Here is a 20,824-nt window from a genome sequence, read left to right as displayed (position 1 = left end):
GCGAGGGTCGCCCGGCCCCCGGAGGTCCCTCGTGCCCGCACCCCGTCCCGCCCGACGTCTCCTCGCCCTCGCCGCCGGGGCGGTGCTCGCCGCCGGGCTCGCCGCCCCCGCCGGTGCCGCCCCGTCCGACCGGGCGCCGGAGGGCGCCCACGCCCGCGCCGCCACCACCGCCGCCGAGCGCGCCGCCGTCGCCGCGTACTGGACGCCGGCGCGGATGCGGGCCGCCCTGCCCGGCGAGCGCCTGGCCCCGGTGGTGTCCCCGACCGAGGCCGCGGCCGCCGCGCCGGTCGCGCGGGGCACGACGGCGAAGGTGAAGCCGGTGCCCAAGCCCGACAAGCCGGGTGGCGGGAAGCCGGGCGGCGGCGGTGGCGGCAGCACCGACCCCGTCGTCACGGGCGCCCTGTGGACCGGTGGCACGGCGGTCGTCGCGACCACCGGCAAGGTGTTCTTCACCCTCGGTGGCAGCAACTACGTCTGCTCCGGCTCCGCGGTCACGAGCGCGAACGAGAGCACCGTGCTGACGGCCGGGCACTGCCTGCACGAGGGTCCCGGCGACTTCGCGACGAACTGGGCGTTCGTCCCCGCCTACGCCGACGGCGCCCGTCCGTACGGCACGTTCGTCGCGACGGACCTCCACACGACGACGCAGTGGGAGTCCTCCGGCGACTTCTCCTACGACGTCGGGTTCGCCGTGGTCGCCCCGGTGGGCGGCGCGACGCTCACCGACACCGTCGGCGCGCAGGGCATCACGTTCTCCGCGCCCCGCTCGGAGTCCCGCTACGCCTTCGGCTACCCGGCCGCCCGGCCGTACGACGGCAGCGACCTCGTGCACTGCGCCGGGCCCCTGAAGTCCGACCCCTACGGCGCGGACACGCTCGGCATGACGTGCGACATGACCGGGGGCTCCTCCGGTGGGCCGTGGCTGTCCGGCTTCAGCACGAGCACGGGGCTCGGGCAGCTCAGCTCCGTCAACTCGTACAAGTACTCGACGGACAAGACGTCGATGTACGGGCCCTACCTCGGCACCGACGCGCAGCAGCTGTACGACACCGCCTCACGCTGACCGTCGGCAGGGCGGATTCCGTCGCCTGGGCCCTGCCCCGGCGCGGAATCCGCCCCTATGCTGCGCCCATGACGACGGTTCCCACGGTCGCAGCACCCGCCGCACCCGCCCCCCTCGTGGCCGGTGTCGAGCAGCGCCGCCACCTGCGGACGGCGGTCCCCGGCCCCGCCTCGCTCGCGTTGGGGGAGCGGCGCGCCGCCGTCGTCCCGACGGGTGTCGGCATGGTCCTCCCGGCCTTCGTCGAGCGCGCCGGCGGGGCGGTCCTCGTCGACGTCGACGGCAACCGCCTCGTCGACCTCGGCGCCGGCATCGCGGTCGTCAACGCGGGCCACGCGCACCCCCGCGTCGTCGAGGCCGTCCGGCGGCAGGCGGAGGCGTTCCTCCACACGTGCTTCATGGTGACGCCGTACGAGGGCTACGTCACCGTCGCCGAGCGCCTCGCCGGGCTCGCACCGGTCGCGGGGCCCGCGAAGACGGTGCTCCTCAACTCCGGCGCCGAGGCGGTGGAGAACGCGGTCAAGATCGCGCGGGCCGCGACCGGGCGCGATGCGGTCGTCGTCTTCGACCACGCCTACCACGGGCGCACGAACCTCACGATGGCGATGACGGCGAAGGCGATGCCGTACAAGCGCGGCTTCGGGCCCTTCGCCGGCGAGGTGTACCGCGCTCCCATGTCGTACCCGTTCCGCGACCCGGCGGGGATGACGGGCGAGGAGGCCGCGGCGCGGGCGATCGGCAGCATCCGGACACAGGTGGGCGCGGACCAGGTCGCGTGCCTCGTCATCGAGCCGGTCCAGGGGGAGGGCGGCTTCGTCGACCCGGCTCCCGGGTTCCTGCCCGCGCTCGCGGCGTGGTGCCGCGAGAACGGCGTGCTCCTCGTCGCCGACGAGATCCAGACGGGGTTCGGCCGCACCGGCGACGTCTTCGCCCTCGACCACGAGGGGGTGCAGGCCGACCTCGTCACCGTCGCGAAGGGCCTCGCGGACGGCATGCCGCTGGCGGGCGTCGTCGGCCGGGCCGACGTCATGGACGCCGTCCACGCCGGCGGCCTGGGAGGCACCTACGGCGGCAACCCGGTCGCGTGCGCCGCCGCCCTCGCCGCGATGGACGTGCTCGTCGACGAGGACCTGTCCGCCCGCGCCCGTGGCATCGAGTCGCTCGTGCGCACGGCCCTCGAGGCGGCTCGCGCCGACGCACCGGCCATCGGGGACGTCCGGGGCCGCGGCGCCATGCTCGCCGTCGAGCTCGTCCGGCCGGGGACCACGGAGCCGGACCCGGCGGAGGCCGCCCGGGTCGCGCGCACCTGCCACCAGGCCGGCGTCGTCGTCCTCACGTGCGGCACGTACGGCAACGTCATCCGGCTGCTGCCGCCGCTCGTCATCGACGACGACCTGCTGCGGGACGGGCTCGGCGTCCTCGTCGAGGCGCTCACCGGGCGCCCGGCGTGACCGGGGTCGACCCCGCGCGCGTCGCCGCCCTCCACGCCGAGGCCACCCGCCGGTTCGAGGCGCAGCGGCCACGGTCACGGGAGCTGTTCGAGCGCGGCCGACGCGTCATGCCCGGCGGGGTGCCGATGTCGTGGATGGTGAAGTGGCCCGGTTCGTGGCCGACCTTCGTCGCCCGGGCGTCCGGCGCCCACTTCACGTGCGTCGACGGCATCGACCACGTCGACCTGTGCCTGGGGGACACGGGCGCGATGACCGGCCACTCCCCCGCGGCGACCGTCGCCGCGGTGCGGGCGCAGCTCGACCGCGGCATCACGACCATGCTGCCCGGCGAGGACGCGGTGGTCGCCGCCGAGGACCTCGCCGCCCGCTTCGGGCTGCCGCAGTGGCAGTTCACGCTCACCGCGACCGACGCGAACCGGCACCTCGTCCGCTACGCCCGTCACGTCACCGGGCGACCGAGGGTGGCGGTGATCGACTGGTGCTACCACGGCAGCGTCGACGAGACCTTCGCGACGCTCGACGCCGACGGCCGGGTCGTCGCGCGACGCGGCAACATCGGCCCGCCGGTACCACCGGAGGTCACGACGGCCGTCGTGCCGTTCAACGACCTCGACGCGATGGAGCGTGCCCTCGCCCCGGGCGACGTCGCGTGCGTCCTCCTCGAACCCGCCATGACGAACATCGGCATCGTGCTGCCCGACGACGGCTACCTCGCGGCGCTCCGCGACATGTGCGACCGCACCGGCACCCTGCTGTACGTCGACGAGACGCACACGCTGTGCGCCGGTCCGGGCGGGTGCACGCGCGCGTGGGGGCTGCGTCCCGACGCCGTCGTCGTCGGCAAGACGATCGGGGGCGGGGTCCCGGCGGCGGCCTTCGGGATGACGGCCGAGCTCGCCGACCGTGTGCAGCGTTCCGTCGAGCTGGAGGACGTCGACGTCGGCGGGGTCGGCGGCACCCTGGCCGGCAACGCGCTGTCGATGGCCGCCGTGCGCGCGACGCTCACCGAGGTCCTCACCCCCGAGGCGTTCGCGACCATGACCGCCCGCGCGGTGCGGTGGACCGAGGGCGTCCAGGCCGGCATCGACGCCGCCGGCCTGCCGTGGCAGGTCACGCGGCTCGGCTGCCGCGCGGAGTACACGTTCCGACCGACGCCGCCGCACGACGGCGCCGAGGCCGCAGCGGCCGACGACTTCGCGCTCCAGCAGCTGCTCCACCTGTGGGCGCTCGTCGACGGGATCCTCCTCACGCCCTTCCACAACATGGCGCTCATGAGTCCCGACACGACCGACGACGACGTCGACCGGCACAGCCGCTCCTTCGCGACGGTCACGCAGCGTCTCCTCGCGTGACCGCAGGGGTCGCGGACGGGTGAGGCGGCGGGGTCGGCGAGCCGACCGGCCCGGCGGGGGACGAGGCTTGCTCCCGTGACGACGCCCGTCCCCACCGCCGCCCCCGGGTGGTACCCGGACCCGTCCTCCCACAAGATGCTGCGCTGGTACGACGGCCGGCAGTGGACGGGTCAGCGCATGCCGTCGACCCCCGCGGGCCCGGGCGCGACCCCGACGGACCCGGTGCACTGGCTGCTCCCGCTCGGCCGGTCCGGGCTCGCCGTGGCCGCCGGGTACGTCGGCCTCGTCGCCCTCGTCGCGTGGGTCGTCGGGCCGTTCGCCGTGCTCCTCGGCGTCCTCGCGCTCCGCGACATCGCCCGCCGCGAGACGCACGGACGCGGGCGGGCGTGGTTCGCCGTCGTCGTCGGGTGCCTCGCGACGCCGGCGGCGGCCGTCGTCGCCGTCCACCTGCTCGCAGGCTGACCCGGCTCGGTCGGCCTCCACTCGCTCACCACGGTCACGACGGCGCTCACGGGCTGGTCGTCGCGTACCCCACGCGGGGTACGGAGGATGCCCCCGCAGGGGGACGTCCGGCGACGCCCGGCGTCCTTACCGTCCGGGCGACGGACCGGACGACCCGCGGAGGCGACCATGAGCACCACAGCCGCACCACCACCCCCGCTCCCGGCGGCGGTGCCGCAGCACCCGCGGCGCCGCGGCCTGCGCGACCTCCTGACGAGGGTGTGGCACGAGGTACGGCCCACGAGCGGCGCGGGGCTGCTCGTCTGCGCCACCGGCCTGGTGCTGGCGGGAGCGGGCGTCGCCCACCTCGGCGTGCAGGCGGTCGACGGCGGCGCGTGGTCGGGTCCGGTCTCGTGGCGCAAGCCCGTGGTGTTCGGGCTCTCGCTCGGCATCCTGCTGGTGACGGTCGGCGTCGTGCTCCGCTGGGTGTCGGGAAGCGTGCGGCGGTGGGTGGCCGGCCTCCTCGCCGTCGGCTCGGTCGTGGAGTACGTCGGCATCGCGTCCCAACGCTGGCGCGGGGTGCCGTCGCACTTCAACGAGGCCACGGCCTACGACAGCGCCGTGTTCGGGGTCATGGCGTGGGCCGTGGGCGTCATCGTGCTGGCGGTCGCGCTGCTGCTCGTCGTCACCGCCCTGCCGCGGCGCTTCACGGGCGGCGGGGCGCTGCGCGCGGCCGTCCTGGCCGGCCTGGGCGCGGTGCTCGTGAGCAGCTGGGTGGGCGGGCGGATGATCGCCGAGGGCACCGAGGTCGTGGCGGCGACCGGAGCGGTGCCCGACAGCGTGGTGTTCGGCGCGCAGGGCAGCGCCAAGCTGTTCCACGCCGTGGGGCAGCACGGGCTGCAGCTGCTGCTCGCGGTGGCCGTGCTGCTGCGCCTCAGCGGCGCCCCGGCGCGTCGCTCGCTCACGGTCACGCTCCTCGCCGCAGCGGGCTACGCCGGCGTGCTCGCCGGCGTGGGCGCGTCCGCTCTGCGGGGCGAGAGCTGGCTCGCGCTCCCCCGCTCGCTCCTGCTGCCGGGGCTGCCCGGCGCGCTCCTGCTCGCCGTCGCCGGCACCGTCACCGCGGTGCACGTGGTGCGCTGGTCGAGGGGGCTCGCCGACGAGCCCGCCGCTGTGGTGGGCTGAGCGGGTGGACGGGTCCGCGGCGGCCGGGCGGTGGACCCGCGCGCTCCGCGGGCTCGCAGAGGGCCGCCCCCTCGACGTCGCCCCGGCGGTGGTGGCGGTCCTCGCGACCGCGGCCGAGCGCCTGGCCACCGTCGCGGTGCCCGGCGAGGCCGGCGGCTCGACCGCCCGGCTGGTGGCCGCGCTCCTGCTGGCCGTGGTCGTGGGGGGCTCGCTCGCGTGGCGGCGGACGGCACCGCTCGGCTCGTACGCCGTCGGCACCGGCGCGCTCGTCGTCGAGTCGCTCGCCATCGCCCCGAGCGGCGTGTCCCCCTACGTCAACCTCGTCGCCCTCGTCTCGCTCGGCTGGTACGGGACCGCCCGACGCGCCCTCTGGGGGCCGCTCGTCGCGCTGGTCGGGATCGGCGGCTGGTTCGCGCGGCCCGAGCTGCCCGCGGTGGTGCCCATCACCGTCGTGCTCGTGTGGTTCGCGAGCTGGGGCTTCGCCTACCAGGCCGCGCGCGGCCGGGAGGCGGGAGCGCAGGAGCGGCAGCGACGCCAGCGGGAGGCCGTCCAGGACGAGCGCACCCGCATCGCCCGCGAGCTCCACGACGTGGTCGGCCACGCCCTCAGCCTCATGCTGGTCCAGGTCGGCGCCGCCCGCACGGTCCTGGACGAGCGGCCCGCCACCGCGCGGGACATGCTGCTGGCGACCGAGCGCACGGGGCGGGACGCGATGGTCGAGCTCGACCGCGTGCTCGGCCTGCTGCGCGACTCCGACGCCGTCGGCGACCCGGGGCCGGCCGACCTCGACCGGCTGGTGGCGGGGCTCGCGGACGCCGGGCTGCACGTGCGGCTCGAGCGTGGCGACGGCGTCGCGGACCGGCAGTCGCCCACCACCGACCTCGCCCTGTACCGCGTGGTCCAGGAGTCGCTCACGAACGCGCTGCGCCACGGCGGCGCCCGGCACGCCCGCGTCCGGCTGCAGCTGGACGGTGACGACCTGCTCGTCGAGGTCGTCGACGACGGCTCCGGCCCCGCGCCGGGCTGGGAGCCGGGCCGCGGCCTCCTGGGCGTGGCCGAACGGGTCGCGGTGCTCGGCGGCGACGTCGAGCACGGCGCCGGCCCGACCGGCGGGTTCCGGGTGGCCGTCCGCCTGCCGTCCCGGGCGCCCCGGTGAGCGGCACCGCGGGCGACGGGCCGGCACCCGTCCGCGTGCTCCTCGTCGACGACGACGCCCTGCTCCGCGCGGGCGTGCAGGTCGTGCTGGAGGCGGCCGGGATGCAGGTCGTGGGCACGGCCGGTGACGGGCTCGCGGTCGTGCGCCAGGTGGAGCTCACCGATCCCGACGTCGTGCTCATGGACGTGCGCATGCCGGGCGTCGACGGGGTCGAGGCCACACGACGCGTGGTCGCCGCGGGGGCCCGAGCACGCGTGCTGGTGCTGACGACCTTCCAGCACGACGACTACGTGTGGGGGGCGCTGCAGGCCGGGGCCAGCGGCTTCCTCCTCAAGCGGTCGAGCCCCGAGCGCCTCGTCGACGCCGTCCGCACGGTGGCGACGGGCGAGGCCCTGCTGGACCCGGCCGTCACACGCGACCTCGTCGCGCGATTCGTCACGTCCGGCGCTCGGGACGGCGGCGCCGCCCACGCCGACCGTGACCCCACGGCGGTCGCGCGCGTGGCGGCGTTGACCGCACGCGAGCAGGAGGTGCTCGCCCTGGTCGCCGAGGGGCTGTCGAACGCCGAGCTGGCCGGCCGTCTCGTCATCGCGGAGTCGACCGCCAAGACCCACGTGAAGCGCATCCTCGCGAAGGTCGGCGCACGCGACCGCGCGCAGGCTGTGGTGCTCGCGTTCCGTTCGGGACTGGCGGGTCGCTGACCGTCAGTCGGTCTCGGCGCGCTGCTCCGTCCCGGTCGGGTCGTCGCCCCGGGACGGCGTGCGCTCGTCCAGCCCCCACGGGGAGCCGTAGCCGTCGCGCAGCAGCTCGAGGAAGGGCACCGCGTCGAACGCCTCGGGACCGAGCACGCCCGAGCCCGTCCACGTCCCGGCGGCCAGGAGCTCGAGGGCGACGGCGGGGTTGACGGCCGTCTGCCACACCACGCACTGCGCGCCGTACTCCGCCATCGACCACTCGTTGTCGACGACGTGGTGGAGGTACACCTCCCGCGGCGCCCCGTCGGTGCCCGTTCCCGTCACCCACAGCCCGGCGCACGTGGCGCCGCGCATCCGGTCCCCCAGCGTCGCCGGGTCCGGCAGGCACGCCGCGACCACGTCCCGCGGCGACACCTCGACGCCACCGACGCGGACCTTGTCGGTGCGGTCGAGGCCGAGTGTGTGCAGCGTCTTCAGCACGCCGATGAACTCCGCGCCCAGGCCGTACTTGAACGTCACGCGTCGCGCGTCGAGCCAGCGCGGCATGAGGAGGACCTCCTCGTGCTCGACGTTGACGCACTCGACGGGGCCGATCCCGCCGGGGAAGTCGAAGACCTCGGGCTCGCTGAACGGCGCGGTGGTGAACCAGCCCCGCCCCTTCTCCCACACGACCGGCGGGTTGAGGCACTCCTCGATGGTCGTCCAGATGGAGAACGACGGGGCGAAGTCGTAGCCGTCGACGGTGAGGTTCGAGCCGTCGCGCGTCCCGAGCTCGTCGACCTCGGCGAAGAGGTGGTCGACGGCGTAGCGGGCGAACACGTCCGACAGCCCGGGCTCCACGCCCATCCCGACGAGGGCGAGCCGGCCGTCGGCCTCCCAGTGCGGTGCGGCCGCGAACTGCTCCTCGCCCAGCACGACGCCGGTCCGCTCGTACGGGCGCTCGGGGTGGGGCCGCGACAGCGACATCGCCATGTCGAGGTAGTCGGCCCCCGCGGCGAGCGTGCCGTCGAAGACCGGCATGACGAAGCGCGGGTCGACGGCGTTGAGGACGTGGGTGGCACGGTGCTCCCGGAGCAGCGCCGTGACCGAGGCCCGGTCGGAGGCGTCGACCCGCGCCGCGACGAACCGGGACTCGCCAGGGTGGCGCTCCCGGACGGCGGCGACGGTCCGCTCGGCCCGAGCGGGGTCGTGGTCGGCCATGACGACGAGCTCGGCGAAGTCGCGACGCGCGGCGATGCGGGCGAAGGCGTCGCCGACACCGCCCGACCCGATGACGCACAACCGCACGGTGACCTCCGGTCAGGGACGCCCGCGGCGCAGCGTGAGGAGCCGGCCGGCGAGGACGACGAGCAAGGACAGGGCGAACATCGCCGACCCGATGACGTAGGCCTGCGCGGGGATGCCGCGCGCGGCGGCGACGTACACGAACTTCGGAAAGGTGTCGGTGTTGCCGGAGTTGAAGTTCGTGATGATGAAGTCGTCGAAGCTGAGGGAGAACGCGAGCAGAGCCGCCGCGGCGATGCCCGGCAGCAGCAGCGGCAGCGTCACCCGCAGGAACGTCTGCGCCGACGACGCGTAGAGGTCGGCCGCCGCCTCCTCCAGACGCGGGTCGAGCGTGGCGACCCGTGCCTTCACCGTCACGACGACGAAGGAGAGGGTGAACATGATGTGGGCGGCGACGATCGTCCAGTACCCGAGCGAGGCACCGACGTTGAGGAACTGCGCGAGCAGTGACGCGCCGAGCACGACCTCCGGCGTCGCCATCGGGAGGAAGATGAGGAGGTTGATCGCCCCCCGTGCCCGGAAGCGGTAGCGCACGAGCGCGTAGGCGAGCAGCGTCCCCAGGGCGGTGGCGACGAGGGTCGCGAGCAGCCCGATCCGGATGGAGTTGCCGAGCGCCTCGCACACCCCCGGCGCGCCGCAGGGGTTGAGCCAGTTGTCCCACGTGAAGCCGCGCCACACGAGGTTGGAGCGGCGGCCGTCGTTGAAGGAGAACGCGACGACGTAGCCGATCGGGACGAACAGGTAGGTGAAGGCGAGGACGGCGAAGAGCGTGAGGAGCGCGTCCCCCGGCCGCCGGCGCACGGTCTGCAGGAGCCCGCTCATACGAGGTCGTCCGTCCCCGCGCGGCGGACGTAGACGAAGACGAGGACGAGGATCGTCGCCATGAGGATGAACGACAGGGCGGCCGCCGTCGGGTAGTCGACGATCCGGAAGAAGCGGGACTCGATGACGTTGCCGATCATCTGCGTGCGGGAGTTGCCGAGCAGGGCGGCGTTCACGTAGTCGCCGGAGGCGGGGATGAACGTCAGCAGGGTGCCCGCCACCACCCCCGGGAGGGACAGCGGCCACGTCACGGTGCGGAACGTCGTCCACGGCCCGGCGTACAGGTCCTGACCCGCCTCGACGTAGCGCAGGTCGAGCCGCTCGAGGGAGGCGTAGATCGGCAGCGTCATGAACGGGACGAAGTTGTACGTGAGGCCGGCGACGACGGCGAAGGACGTCGCGGTGAGCCGCCCGTCCCCGGGCAGCAGCGCGAGCGCCTGCAGCGTCCCGACGACGGCCCCCTCGTCGGCGAGGATCTGCCGCCACGCGATCGTGCGGAGGATGAAGCTGGTGAAGAACGGCGCGATGATGAGGACGAGCAGCAGCGCCTGCACGGTGGGGAACCGGCGGCACTTGACCGCGACCACGTAGGCGAGCGGGTAGCCGATGAGGAGCGCGAGCACGGTCGCGGCGAGCCCGTAGGCGAAGGAGCGGACGAACGTCGGCCAGTACTCCGCCAGCGCCTCCGTGTAGTTCGCGACCCGGAACGCCGGCATGAACTGCCCGATGTCACCGCCCGGCACCGGGACCATGAGCGAGGTCGAGAACAGCAGCGCGATGGGGAGGGCGAAGAACAGCGCGAGCCACCCGAGGCCCGGCAGGGTGAGGAGCCAGCCGAGGTGCCGGCGCTGCTTCGTGGCGGCGGGCTCGGGCGGGGTCGGCGAGACGGCGCCGCGCTCCTCGTCCGTGCCGGAGCCGCCGGGGGCGTGCGCGAGGGCCACGGCTCAGCCCTCGTCGTCGACGGACGTCACCGGGACCTCGTGCCCGGCGAGCACGAAGCCGTGCTCCGCCGCCCAGCAGAGGTCGACCTGCTCGCCGACGTGCGGGTCCGCGGAGCCACCGAGGTTCTGGTGGAAGACCGACAGTCGTCCGACGCCGGGCAGCTCGACGAGGTACTGGGTGCTGACGCCGGTGTAGCTGCGGTCGACGACGCGGGCGTGGCCCAGGACGTTCCCGCCCGGTGTCCCCGTGCCCGCCGCGGTGAGCACCGCCTTCTCCGGCCGCACCCCCAGCAGCACCTGCTGCCCCTCGGCGGCGTCGGCCGGGGCCCGGTCCCGGGGTGCCACGAGCCGCGCGCCACCGGCGTCGAGGACGACCTCGACGCGGTCGGCGCCGACGGTGGCGAGCGTGCCCGGCAGGAGGTTGCACTGACCGAGGAACGTGGCGGCGAACGGCGTGGCGGGGCTGTCGTAGAGGTCCTCCGGACGGCCGAGCTGCTCGATGCGCCCGGCGTTCATGACCGCGACCGTGTCGGCCATCGTCATGGCCTCCTCCTGGTCGTGCGTCACGTGGACGAACGTGATCCCGACCTCGGTCTGGATCCGCTTGAGCTCGACCTGCATCTGGCGGCGCAGCTTGAGGTCGAGGGCACCGAGCGGCTCGTCGAGGAGGAGCACGTCCGGGCGGTTGACGACGGCGCGGGCCAGCGCCACCCGCTGCTGCATGCCGCCGGAGAGCTGGCTCGGGCGCTTCGCCGAGACGTGCGCGAGCTCGACGAGCTCGAGCGCCTCCATGGCCTGGCGCCGCGCGTCGCCCACCCGGCGGCGGCGGAGGCCGAACGCGACGTTGTCGACGACGCTGAGGTGCGGGAACAGCGCGTAGGACTGGAAGACGGTGTTGACGGGCCGCTGGTACGGCTTGGTGTGGGTGATGTCCCGGTCGCCGAGGCTGATGGTGCCGCTCGTCGGGTGCTCGAGACCGGCCACCATGCGCAGCGTCGTCGTCTTGCCGCACCCGGACGGGCCGAGCAGGGCGAAGAAGGACCCCGCGGGGACGTCGAGGTCGATCCCGTCGACGGCGACGGCCTCGCCGAACTCCTTCCGCACCGACCGCAGCCGCAGGCCGCCGCCTGCGGTCGGTGCGGACGCCGCCGCCGGGTCGGCGGCCGTCTGCGTCACCGCCCGATCACCTGCTGGAAGCGGGTCGTGAAGTCGGTCTCCTCCTCGGCGGCGAGCGTCCGGAAGATCGAGACGTTCTGGAGGAACTCCTCGGTCGGGAAGATCAGCGGGTCCTCCGCGAGCTCGGGGTCGATCTCGAGCATCGCCTCGCGGGCCCCCTGGACGGGGGTGATGTAGTTGACCCACGCCGCGACCTCCGCGGCGACGGCGGGGTCGTAGTAGTAGTTCATCAGCGTCTCGGCGTTGGTCTTCCGCGGGCTGCCGATGGGGACGAGCATGTTGTCGCTCCACAGCGTCCCGCCGGCGTCGGGGATGGCGAACTCCCACCGGTCGCCGGACTCGAAGTTGATCTGCGTGATGTCGCCCGACCAGCCGATCACGGCGAGCGCGTCGCCGGACACGAGGTCCTCCTTGTAGGAGTTGCCGACGACCTGACGGATCTGACCGCTCTCGACCTGCCGCTCCAGCTCCTCCAGCGCCGCGCCGAACTCCGCGTCGCCCCAGTCGCCGGCGATGTCGACGCCCTGGTCGAGCATGATGAGGCCGATCGTGTCGCGCATCTCGTCGAGGACCTCGACGCGGCCGCGCAGCTCCGGCTTCCACAGGTCGGCGACGCTCGAGAGACCGCCGGGGACCGCGTCGCGGTTCCACGCGATGCCGGCGAAGCCGGACTGCCACGTGAGGGAGCTCTGCCGACCGGGGTCGAAGTCGACGTCGGCGAGGTTCGGCAGGATGTTCTGCTTGTTCGGGATGTTCGCCTCGTCGAGCTGCTGGGCGTAGCCGAGGCGGATCATGCGCGCGGCCATCCAGTCGGTGAAGACGACGATGTCCTGCCCGATGTCGTCGCCGTTGGCGAGCTGCCCCTGGATGCGGCCGTAGTAGGAGTCGTTGCCGTCGATGTCCTCCGAGTAGTTGACCGTGATCCCGGTCTCCTCCTCGAAGGCGTCGAGGGTGGGGTACGTGCTGCCGTCGTCGGACACGTCGAGGTAGAGGGTCCAGTTCGCCCAGTTGAGCGTGGGGTCGTCGGCGCTCACGTCCTCCGGCGGCGTGAGCGCGCCGGCCGAGGCGCCGCTCCCGGCCCCCGTGGCGGTCCCACCGGTGCCGCAGGCCGCGAGCCCCAGCCCGAGGCCGGCCACCCCCATCCCCCGCAGGACGTCACGGCGGGACGCACGGCGCCCGCCGAGCTGCGCGGCGATGACCGCGCGGGCGGCCGGGGACAGGGTGTGCAGGTCGGGACGACGACGCAGGGGACGAGCGGTCACGGGGGTATCTCCTCCGGGTGGGGGGCTGGGCCTGGCGGGTGCGTGGGCGGCCGTGGGACCTATCGGCAGGGACCGGGCGTCACGTGATGCTCGCCATCACGTGCTTGATGCGGGTGTAGTCGTCGAAACCGTAGGCGGACAGGTCCTTGCCGTAGCCGGACTGCTTGAAGCCGCCGTGGGGCATCTCGGCGACGAGCGGGATGTGGGTGTTGATCCACACGCACCCGAAGTCGAGCGCCTTCGACGCGCGCATGCCCCGCCCGAGGTCCTTCGTCCACACGCTGCTCGCCAGGCCGTAGCGCGTCGCGTTCGCGAGCGCCAGCGCCTCGGCCTCCTCGGTGAACGTCTGGACGGTGATGACGGGACCGAAGACCTCGTCCACCGTCACCTCGTCGCCCTGCCGGACCCCGGACACGACCGTCGGCGTCACGAAGAAGCCGTCCCCGAGGTCGCTCGCGCGCCCGCCGCCCGCGTCGACCCGGGCGTGGTCGGGCAGCCGGTCGAGGAAGCCGAGGACGCGCTGGAGCTGGTCGGGGTTGTTGACGGGCCCGACGTCGACGCCGGGGTCCTTCGGCATCCCGACGGTCGTGCCGCGCGCGGCCTCCGCGAGCGCGGCGGTGAAGTCCGCGGCCACCGACTCGTGGACGAGGACCCGGGTGGCCGCGGTGCAGTCCTGGCCGGCGTTGAAGTACCCGGCCCCGGCGATGCCCTCGGCCGCCGCGGCGAGGTCGGCGTCGTCGAACACGACGACGGGCGCCTTGCCGCCCAGCTCGAGGTGGACCCGCTTGAGCGAGCGGGACGCGGCCTCGGCCACCTGCTGGCCGGCCCGGATGCTCCCGGTGACCGCCACCATGTCGGCGCGGTCGTGCGACACGACGGCGCGGCCGGTGTCGCGGTCGCCGACGACGACGTTGAAGACCCCGGGCGGCAGGAACTCGGCCGCGATCTCGGCGAGCAGGAGGGTCGACTGCGGCGTCGTGTCGCTCGGCTTCAGCACGATCGTGTTGCCCGCGGCGATCGCGGGCGCGAACTTCCACGTCGCCATGTTGAGCGGGTAGTTCCACGGGGTGACCTGGCCGATCACGCCGACCGGCTCCCGGCGCACGTAGCTGGTGTGCCCCGCCATGTACTCCCCGGCGGCCCTGCCCTCGAGCATCCGCGCGGCGCCGGCGAAGAAGCGGATCTGGTCGACCGTCGGGGGGATCTCCTCGCTCGTCGTGAGGTCGAAGGGCTTGCCCGTGTCCTGCACCTCGAGCTCGACGAGCTCGGCGGCGCGCGCCTCGACGGCGTCGGCGATCCGCAGCAGGGCGAGCTGGCGCTCCGCCGGGGTGGAGTCGCGCCACCCGGGGAACGCGTCGGACGCGGCGGCGTAGGCGGCGTCGACGTCGGCCGCGCTGCTGCGCGGCGCCCGGGCCACGACCCGGGCCGTAGCGGGGTCGACGAGGTCGTCGTGCGCCTCCGCTCGCGCCTCGACGGCCTGACCGCCGATGAAGTTGCGGAGGACCGGCAGCCCGGTCGCGGTGGACGACGGGGCGTCGGTGGCAGTCGTCATGTCGCCGGACGATAACCGCTGCTGCGCGGAATCGGTAGGACCAGGCGGGTCACGAACGTGTTTCCGTCGCGTGAACGGCCCCAGACCACGGCTTCCGTCGTCCGTCTGCGTGTCGGGGGTTGCACGGTCCGACACGCCGCGGCCACCATGACCCGCGTGACGAACCGGTCGGCGGGCAACGGGACCCCCGTGCTCGACGACGTCTCCAAGCGGATCGTCGAGCTCCTCCAGGAGGACGGCCGGCGCGCGTACGCGAGCATCGGCAAGGCCGTCGGCCTCTCCGAGGCCGCGGTGCGGCAGAGGGTCCAGCGGCTCCTCGACCACGGCGTCATGCAGATCGTCGCCGTGACGGACCCCCTGCAGCTGGGCTTCGCCCGCCAGGCGATGATCGGGATCCGCTGCACGGGCGACATGCGCCCGGTGGCGGAGGCCCTGGCCGCGATGCCGGAGGTGGACTACGTGGTCCTCACCGCCGGCTCCTTCGACCTCCTCGTGGAGGTCGTGTGCGCCGACGAGGACCACCTCGTCCGCGTCCTTAACGAGCACATCCGCACCCTCGACGGCGTCGCGACGACCGAGACGTTCGTCTACCTCAAGCTGCACGGGCAGCGCTACGACTGGGGCACCAGATGACGACCACTCCGCAGGACCTCACCTCGCCGTCGGCGGGCTCGACGACGCAGGGATCGACGACGCGCGCCGGGACGCCGCGGCAGCAGGCCGCCCGCGACCACCTGTGGCAGCACTTCGCCCGGCACTCGACGTACGAGGCCGGCGGCGAGGTGCCCGTCATCGTCCGCGGTGAGGGCGCCCGGATCTGGGACGACCGCGGGCGGCAGTACCTCGACGGGCTCTCGGGGCTGTTCGTCGTCCAGGTCGGGCACGGGCGGCGCGTCCTCGCGGAGACGGCGGCGAAGCAGGCCGCCGACCTCGCCTTCTTCCCCCTGTGGTCCTACGCCCACCCGGCCGCCATCGACCTCGCCGAGCGACTGGCGTCCTTCGCGCCCGGCGACCTCGACCGGGTCTTCTTCACCACCGGTGGCGGGGAGGCCGTCGAGACCGCGTGGAAGCTCGCCAAGCAGTACTGGAAGCTGCAGGGCCGGCCCACCAAGCACAAGGTCATCAGCCGCGCCGTCGCCTACCACGGCACCCCGCAGGGGGCGCTGTCGATCACGGGCATCCCCGCCGCGAAGGAGATGTTCGAGCCGCTCGTGCCGGGCACGTTCAAGGTGCCGAACACCAACGCCTACCGCGGCCCCGAGCACGTGCGGGACGACCCGAAGGCGTTCGGGCGCTGGGCCGCGGACCGCATCGAGGAGGCCATCGAGTTCGAGGGCCCGGAGACCGTCGCGGCGGTGTTCCTCGAGCCCGTGCAGAACTCCGGCGGCTGCTTCCCGCCGCCGCCGGGCTACTTCGAGCGCGTCCGCGAGATCTGCGACCGCCACGACGTCCTGCTCGTGTCCGACGAGGTCATCTGCGCGTTCGGTCGCATCGGGTCGATGTTCGCGTGCGACGACTTCGGCTACGTCCCGGACATCATCACGTGCGCGAAGGGCATGACGTCCGGCTACTCCCCCATCGGCGCGATGATCGCCAGCGACCGGCTGTTCGAGCCCTTCAGGCACGGCACGACGAGCTTCGCCCACGGCTACACCTTCGGCGGGCACCCGGTGTCGGCGGCCGTCGCGATGCGCAACCTCGACATCTTCGAGGAGGAGGGCCTCAACTCCCACGTCAAGGAGAACGCCCCCGCGTTCCGGTCGACGCTCGAGAGGCTCCTCGACCTGCCGATCGTCGGCGACGTCCGGGGCGAGGGCTACTTCTACGGGATCGAGATGGTGAAGGACAAGGACACCCGCGAGACGTTCGACGACGACGAGGCGGAGCGCCTCCTGCGCGGGTACCTGTCGAAGGCGCTGTTCGAGGCGGGGCTGTACTGCCGCGCCGACGACCGCGGCGACCCCGTCATCCAGCTCGCGCCGCCGCTGACGATCGGGCAGGCGGAGTTCGACGAGATCGAGCAGATCCTGCGCGGGGTGCTCACCGAGGCGTGGGCGCGGCTGTAGGCGTGGGCGGGCACCGCACGCTGTCGCTGTGGCACGAGCAGGTCGCCGACGCCGGTGACCCGCTCGTCCCCGTCGACGTCCTCGACGGGGACACCGACGCGGACGTCTGCGTCGTCGGGGCCGGCTACACCGGGCTGTGGACGGCGTACTACCTCCTGAGGGCCCGCCCGGACCTGCGGGTCGTCGTCCTCGAGCAGGACGTCGCCGGCTTCGGCGCGAGCGGCCGCAACGGCGGCTGGTGCTCGGCGCTGTTCCCCCGCTCGACGAGCAGCCTCGCCGCCCGCTACGGCCGGGAGCGGGCGCTCGCCCTCCGCCGGGCGATGGTGGCGACCGTCGGGGAGGTCGGCCGGGTGGTGGCCGAGGAGGGCATCGAGTGCGGCTGGACCCGCGGGGGCACCGTCGTCGTCGCGCGCGGCGCCGCGCAGGAGCGGCGCGCCGCCGCCGAGCACGCGGAGGACACCGCCTTCGACGGCGTGGACGGGGTCGAGCTGCTCGACGCGACCGCGGCCCGGTCGCGTCTCGCCGCTGACGGGGTCACCGGCGGCACGTACACCCCGCACTGCGCCCGGGTGCAGCCGGCCGCCCTCGTCCGCGGCCTCGCACGTCGCGTCCGGGCCCGCGGCGCCCGGGTCCACGAGGGCACCCGTGTGACGTCGCTGGCACCGGGCCTCGTCCGGACGGTCCACGGGGCCGTCCGCGCCCCGCTCGTCGTCCGCGCGACCGAGGCGTGGACGGCGCGGCTGCCCGGCAGCCGCCGCGACGTCGTGCCGGTGTACTCCCTCATGGTCGCGACGGAGCCGCTGCCCGCGGAGGTGTGGGACCGCGTCGGGCTCGCGGCGCGGGAGACGTTCAGCGAGCACCGGCACCTCGTGGTGTACGGCCAGCGGACGGCCGACGACCGGCTCGTCTTCGGCGGCCGTGGAGCGCCCTACCACTTCGGGTCGGGCATCCGGCCGGCCTTCGACCGCGACGAGCGCGTCTTCACCCGGCTGCGGGAGACCCTCCACGCGCTCCTGCCGCAGGTCGCCGGGCACGCGGTGACGCACGCCTGGGGCGGCCCGCTCGGGGTGCCGCGCGACTGGCACGCCGCGGTGGGCCACGACCCGTCGACGGGCCTCGCCTGGGCGGGTGGCTACGTCGGCGACGGCGTCGGGACCGCCAACCTCGCGGGCCGCACCCTCGCCGACCTGCTGCTCGGGGTCGACAGCGACCTCACGCGACTGCCGTGGGTGCAGCACCGCTCCCGGCGCTGGGAACCGGAACCGCTGCGCTGGGCCGGGGTGAACGCCGGCCTGGCGGCCGCGACCCTCGCCGACGCCGAGGAGCGGCGCACCGGGCGCCGCGCGGTCGCCGCACCCCTGCTGGGACGCCTGACCGGGGGGTGACTCCCGCCCGGTCAGGCGATCCGCGGGCTCACAGCGGCGCGCGCTCCACGACCGGGCCCCAGCCGTAGGGGCTGCTCGTGCGGGCGAGCTCCGCCATCTTCAGGCTGCCGAAGGTGTCACGGCCGTCGCCGTCCCAGTCCCCCGCGACCGGCAGACCGTTCGTCCAGCCGAAGCGCACCTGCCGGAACAGGCGGGAGGCCGAGGCGTCGGCGGCGAGGTACCACGTGCTGGAGCGGACGAGGCCGAGGTCGTCGGCGCCGTCACGGTCCCAGTCGCCCGCGACCGCCCGGTCGCCGGCCTGGCCCCACACGACCGTGCGGGTGACGGCGGTCGGCCGCGTCGACACGCGGACGAACCACGTGCCCGAGCGGAAGACGGCCACCTCGTCGGTGCCGTTGCCGTCCCAGTCGCCGACGACGGGCCGGTCCCCGGCGCGGCCGGAGGTGAAGCTGACCTGCGGCTGCCCGCTCGTCAGCGTCTGCCGCAGGTACCACGTGCCGCCGCGGAAGACGCCGATGCCCGCGCGGCCGTCGCCGTCCCAGTCGCCCGCCACGGGCAGGTCACCGGGCTGACCGAACGGCACCGAGACCAGGCCCGAGGCGGTCCGGACCACGAAGCGGCCGCTGTGGTAGGTGCCCACCTCGTCCCGGCCGTCACCGTCGAAGTCCGCGGCGAACGTGCCTGCGACCCGCGGGATGGGGTCCGGGCACGGGGAGTAGTTCGGCGCCGAGTACGGCCGGGCGGGCTCGCCGACGAAGAACTGGCAGGGGCCCTGGTCGAACCGGGTGACGACGGTGCCGTCCCACCACGAGGTGCGCTTCCACGCGCCGTCCCACGACAGGGACACGTGGACGTGGTCGGTGTGGGGGCTGCTCCCGGTGTAGGCCTTCCACCCGCTGCGCGCGTTCCAGATCCGCTTGTTCCAGATGAGGTACTGCACGCCCATGCGGTGGGCGTTCCCGCCGGCAACCCCCCGCGGGTCCGGGCCCGTCGCCCACGCCACGAACGCGTCGGCCATCGCCTTCTGCTCGGGGACCGCGACGTCGCGCATCCAGTCGTAGGCGCGCCCCTCCTTGTGCTCGCTCTGCCCGCCCTGGCTGCACGAGCGCACGCTCCCGCCGCTGTTCGCGTAGCCGTACGTCGCCTTCAGCACCGCCCGCAGCGCGGTGACGCCCGGCTTCTCGCGGGGGTCGCACGACACCTGCCCCTGGTAGCGCGACGGCGCCTCCGGCAGCGTCGAGAAGGTGAATGCCGGCCGCGGCTCGGCGGGGGCGGCGCTCGCGGGCGCGGCACCGACGGCGAGCACGGCGACCGCCGCGACGGCACATGCCACGAGCGCGCGCAGGCGGGGTCGGGTCGAGGTCATCGGTGTCCTCCGGCGTGGTCGGGGGCGAACGGACCCCTGGTGACTCGGCACGTCACGGGCGTCACTCAAGCCCCGCTGCCGACGCGTCGGTCAGAGCGCGAGCCCGACGTACTTCGTGTCGAGGTACTCCTCGATGCCCTCGGCACCGCCCTCGCGCCCGAACCCGGACGCCTTGACCCCTCCGAACGGCGCGGCAGGGTTCGACACGACGCCCTGGTTGAGCCCGACCATCCCGAACTGCAGTCCCTCCGCGACGCGGACGGCGCGGGAGACGTCGCGCGTGTACACGTACGCGACGAGGCCGTACTCGGTCGCGTTGGCGGTGGCGACCGCGTCGTCGTCGTCGGTGAAGGTGCCGACGGGCGCGACCGGCCCGAAGATCTCCTCCGTGCGGATCCGGGCCTGCCGAGGCACCTCGGTGAGGACGGTCGGCGGGTAGAAGGCGCCGGGTCCGTCGAGCGGCTCCCCGCCGGTGAGCACCCGGGCACCGCCCTCGACGGCCTCGGCGACCAGTGCGTGGACGTCGGCCCTGGCCTCGCGGGTGATCAGGGGTCCCACCTTGCTGTCGGGCTCGGTGCCGCGCCCGACGGGCATGGCGGCCAGCCGCTCGGCCAGCCCGCGTGAGAAGTCCTCCGCCACGTCGGCGTGGACGAGGAAGCGGTTGGCCGCGGTGCACGCCTCCCCGATGTTCCGCATCTTCGCGAGGACGGCGCCCTCCACGGCCGCCTCGACGTCGGCGTCGCGGAAGACGAGGAACGGCGCGTTGCCCCCCAGCTCCATGGAGACCCGCTGGAGGTTGTCGGCCGCCTGCGCGACGAGGCGCTTGCCGACCGGCGTCGACCCGGTGAAGGTGAGCTTGCGCAGGCGGGCGTCGGCGAGCAGCGGCGCCGTGAGGTCCCCCGCGCTCCGGGTCGTGAGGACCTGCACGACACCGTCGGGCAGCCCGGCGTCGAGGAGGACCTGGGCGAAGGCGAGGGCGGTGAGCGGGGTCTGCGCCGCCGGCTTGAGGATCATCGTGCAGCCGGCCGCGAGGGCGGGACCGATCTTGCGGGTCGCCATGGCGAGGGGGAAGTTCCACGGCGTGATCGCGAAGCAGGGCCCGACAGGCTGCTTCATCGTGAGGAGCCGGCTCGCGCCGTTGGGTGCCGTGGACCAGCGGCCGTAGGCGCGCACGGCCTCCTCGGAGAACCACCGGAGGAACTCCGCGCCGTACGCCACCTCGCCCCGGGACTCCGCCAGCGGCTTGCCCATCTCCAGGGTCATGAGGAGGGCGAGGTCCTCGGCGCGCTCGGTCGTGAGCTCGAAGGCGCGCCGCAGCAGCTCCCCGCGCTCGCGCGGCGCGGTGGCGGCCCAGTCGGCCTGCGCGGCGACGGCGGCGTCGAGCGCTGCCCGGGCGTCGTCGGCGGTCGCGTCGGCGACCTCGGTGAGCGTGCGGCCCGTCGCCGGGTCGTCGACCGCGAGGGTCCCCCCGCCGGAGGCGTCGCGCCACGCGCCGGCGACCAGGAGCCCCGTGGGGACGGCGGCGACGACGTCGCGCTCGCGCTCGGGGGTGACGGCGGCGGGGGTGGCGTCGGTGCTCACGTCGCGGACAGTACTGCGACCGCCGGACGCTGTCGCGAGCCCCCCGCGCCGA

18 protein-coding genes are annotated in these 20,824 nt (G+C 74.5%); 10 read left to right on the top strand and 8 right to left on the bottom strand.

Annotated elements, in window-relative coordinates:
- Nucleotides 1-31: 31 nt before the first annotated feature.
- The 7 genes from WAB14_RS06205 to WAB14_RS06175 all read left to right on the top strand — a co-directional run bounded on the left by WAB14_RS06205 (nt 32) and on the right by WAB14_RS06175 (nt 7,343).
- Nucleotides 32-1,063, top strand: a complete 1,032-nt coding sequence (locus WAB14_RS06205) for a trypsin-like serine peptidase (protein ID WP_340268418.1) — start codon at nt 32-34, stop codon at nt 1,061-1,063.
- Nucleotides 1,064-1,131: 68 nt separating this feature from the next.
- On the top strand, nt 1,132-2,511 hold the full coding sequence (gene gabT, locus WAB14_RS06200; protein WP_340268416.1) for a 4-aminobutyrate--2-oxoglutarate transaminase: 1,380 nt from the start codon (nt 1,132-1,134) through the stop codon (nt 2,509-2,511).
- A complete protein-coding gene (locus WAB14_RS06195) occupies nt 2,508-3,863 on the top strand; it encodes a transaminase (RefSeq protein WP_340268414.1) in 1,356 nt (451 codons plus the stop codon). The genes gabT and WAB14_RS06195 overlap by 4 nt, the downstream gene beginning before the upstream one ends.
- A gap of 75 nt (nt 3,864-3,938) precedes the next feature.
- A complete protein-coding gene (locus WAB14_RS06190) occupies nt 3,939-4,325 on the top strand; it encodes a DUF2510 domain-containing protein (RefSeq protein WP_340268412.1) in 387 nt (128 codons plus the stop codon).
- Between the two features lie 168 nt (nt 4,326-4,493).
- Complete coding sequence (locus WAB14_RS06185) at nt 4,494-5,486, top strand: hypothetical protein (RefSeq protein ID WP_340268410.1); 993 nt, start codon at nt 4,494-4,496, stop codon at nt 5,484-5,486.
- A 4-nt stretch (nt 5,487-5,490) separates the two neighbouring features.
- A complete protein-coding gene (locus WAB14_RS06180) occupies nt 5,491-6,642 on the top strand; it encodes a sensor histidine kinase (RefSeq protein ID WP_340268408.1) in 1,152 nt (383 codons plus the stop codon).
- Nucleotides 6,639-7,343 (top strand): response regulator, encoded by a 705-nt coding sequence (locus WAB14_RS06175; protein WP_340268406.1) that lies wholly within the window; start codon nt 6,639-6,641, stop codon nt 7,341-7,343. Before WAB14_RS06180 ends, WAB14_RS06175 begins: the two co-directional genes overlap by 4 nt.
- A gap of 3 nt (nt 7,344-7,346) precedes the next feature.
- Here the strand turns inward: WAB14_RS06175 and WAB14_RS06170 are convergent, their stop codons facing one another.
- The 6 genes from WAB14_RS06170 to WAB14_RS06145 form a co-directional block, all read right to left on the bottom strand.
- Nucleotides 7,347-8,624: a saccharopine dehydrogenase family protein gene (locus WAB14_RS06170; protein WP_340268404.1), complete on the bottom strand. Its 1,278-nt coding sequence runs from the start codon at nt 8,622-8,624 to the stop codon at nt 7,347-7,349.
- A 12-nt stretch (nt 8,625-8,636) separates the two neighbouring features.
- On the bottom strand, nt 8,637-9,443 hold the full coding sequence (locus WAB14_RS06165; protein ID WP_340268402.1) for an ABC transporter permease: 807 nt from the start codon (nt 9,441-9,443) through the stop codon (nt 8,637-8,639).
- Complete coding sequence (locus tag WAB14_RS06160) at nt 9,440-10,384, bottom strand: ABC transporter permease (protein WP_340268400.1); 945 nt, start codon at nt 10,382-10,384, stop codon at nt 9,440-9,442. The genes WAB14_RS06165 and WAB14_RS06160 overlap by 4 nt, the downstream gene beginning before the upstream one ends.
- Before the next feature lie 3 nt (nt 10,385-10,387).
- The gene (locus WAB14_RS06155) at nt 10,388-11,560 is read right to left on the bottom strand and encodes an ABC transporter ATP-binding protein (RefSeq protein ID WP_340268398.1); all 1,173 of its coding nucleotides are present in this window, start codon (nt 11,558-11,560) and stop codon (nt 10,388-10,390) included.
- On the bottom strand, nt 11,557-12,822 hold the full coding sequence (locus WAB14_RS06150; RefSeq protein WP_340268396.1) for an ABC transporter substrate-binding protein: 1,266 nt from the start codon (nt 12,820-12,822) through the stop codon (nt 11,557-11,559). Before WAB14_RS06150 ends, WAB14_RS06155 begins: the two co-directional genes overlap by 4 nt.
- A 79-nt stretch (nt 12,823-12,901) precedes the next feature.
- Nucleotides 12,902-14,374 (bottom strand): aminobutyraldehyde dehydrogenase, encoded by a 1,473-nt coding sequence (locus WAB14_RS06145; RefSeq protein ID WP_340268394.1) that lies wholly within the window; start codon nt 14,372-14,374, stop codon nt 12,902-12,904.
- 147 nt (nt 14,375-14,521) lie between these two features.
- Here WAB14_RS06145 and WAB14_RS06140 point away from each other — a divergent pair, with 147 nt between their 5' ends.
- From WAB14_RS06140 to WAB14_RS06130, 3 genes are read left to right on the top strand one after another with little or no spacing between them, the layout of a single operon-like run.
- Nucleotides 14,522-15,007, top strand: coding sequence for an Lrp/AsnC family transcriptional regulator (locus WAB14_RS06140; RefSeq protein WP_377002433.1), 486 nt, complete (start codon nt 14,522-14,524; stop codon nt 15,005-15,007).
- Nucleotides 15,004-16,440, top strand: coding sequence for an aspartate aminotransferase family protein (locus WAB14_RS06135; RefSeq protein ID WP_340268390.1), 1,437 nt, complete (start codon nt 15,004-15,006; stop codon nt 16,438-16,440). The genes WAB14_RS06140 and WAB14_RS06135 overlap by 4 nt, the downstream gene beginning before the upstream one ends.
- Before the next feature lie 2 nt (nt 16,441-16,442).
- A complete protein-coding gene (locus WAB14_RS06130; RefSeq protein WP_340268388.1) occupies nt 16,443-17,825 on the top strand; it encodes an NAD(P)/FAD-dependent oxidoreductase in 1,383 nt (460 codons plus the stop codon).
- A gap of 28 nt (nt 17,826-17,853) precedes the next feature.
- Here WAB14_RS06130 and WAB14_RS06125 read toward each other — a convergent pair whose 3' ends face one another.
- On the bottom strand, nt 17,854-19,191 hold the full coding sequence (locus tag WAB14_RS06125; RefSeq protein ID WP_340268386.1) for an FG-GAP repeat domain-containing protein: 1,338 nt from the start codon (nt 19,189-19,191) through the stop codon (nt 17,854-17,856).
- A gap of 90 nt (nt 19,192-19,281) precedes the next feature.
- Entirely contained in the window at nt 19,282-20,772 is a 1,491-nt protein-coding gene (locus WAB14_RS06120; protein WP_340268384.1) for an NAD-dependent succinate-semialdehyde dehydrogenase, read from the bottom strand.
- Nucleotides 20,773-20,824: the final 52 nt, after the last annotated feature.

Origin of the sequence: Aquipuribacter nitratireducens (assembly GCF_037860835.1) — a bacterium.
Lineage (GTDB): Bacteria > Actinomycetota > Actinomycetes > Actinomycetales > JBBAYJ01 > Aquipuribacter > Aquipuribacter nitratireducens.
Note: the sequence above shows the minus strand (reverse complement) of the source record. Positions and strands in the feature narration are given on the sequence as shown.